Source organism: Limnohabitans sp., assembly GCF_040401495.1.
Taxonomy (GTDB): domain Bacteria; phylum Pseudomonadota; class Gammaproteobacteria; order Burkholderiales; family Burkholderiaceae_C; genus Limnohabitans.
Genome location: NZ_JBBAOI010000075.1, coordinates 1 through 1,039, shown reverse-complemented (window position 1 = coordinate 1,039; position 1,039 = coordinate 1). Strand labels below are relative to the sequence as shown.

General features: G+C 55.7%; 1 protein-coding gene. It reads left to right on the top strand.

Annotation, left to right across the window (positions count from 1 at the left end; translation table 11 throughout):
- Positions 1-173: 173 nt before the first annotated feature.
- A partial coding sequence (locus AC9UEO_RS13760; protein WP_509534684.1) for an IS5 family transposase occupies positions 174-1,039 on the top strand: 866 nt, incomplete at its 3' end.

Sequence of the window (1,039 nt, the reverse complement as noted above, 5' to 3'; positions counted from 1 at the left end):
CAGCCGGACGGCCAGCGCATCAAACGGCAAAATTCGAACTGCATAGGTTTCCCACAAGAAGGAATCGAATCAAGGTCAGATTTCAAGCACATTATTTTTTGGTGGTGTTGATTAAAGCACTAAGGAATGTCTGCAAAAGTCACCCAATTGAGGGTCTCGTGCGTTAAGTTCAGATGAAACAAATCAGCCTTGCCACCACCGGATTCGAACTTGTGACCAAGCGAACGCGCAAGCGTGAGTTTTTGGATGAGATGAACCTGGTGATTCCTTGGTCGCAACTGCTGGGGCTGATTGCGCCTCACGCACCTGCTGGCAAGACGGGGCGCCCGCCGTTTGCCACTGATGTGATGCTGCGCATTCATTTGCTGCAGCAGTTCTTTGGGCATTCCGACCCGGCCATGGAAGAGGCCTTGCACGACATCCCGCTGTACCGCGAGTTTGCCAAGCTCGATACGGGTATCACCCGACTGCCCGACGAGAGCACTATCCTGCGCTTTCGGCACATGCTCGAACAAAACGACTTGGGCGCGCAAATACTGGCGGCAGTCAATGCCAAGTTGATTGATCGCGGGCTGATGCTCAAGACCGGCACGGTGGTGGATGCCACCTTGATTGCGGCGCCCAGTTCCACCAAGAACGACAAAGGCGAGCGCGACCCGGAGATGCATCAGACCAAGAAGGGCAACCAGTGGCACTTTGGCATGAAGGCGCACATAGGCGTGGACGCTGACTCTGGCTTGGTGCACACGGTCACAACAACGCCGGCCAATGCCCACGATGTGACGCAAGCGCATGCCCTGCTGCATGGGCAAGAAGAAGTGGTCTTTGCCGACTCGGGCTACCGGGGCGTTGAAAAGCGCCAAGAGATTCAAGACAAACACGCTGGCGTGGACTGGGAAATTGCCATGATGCCGGGCAAGCGCAAGGCGCTGGACAAGACCAAAGCCAGCCATGCCTTGACCGATCGGATTGAAAAGATCAAAGCCAGTATCCGCGCCAAGGTGGAGCATCCGTTTCGGGTGATCAAGTGTCAGTTCGG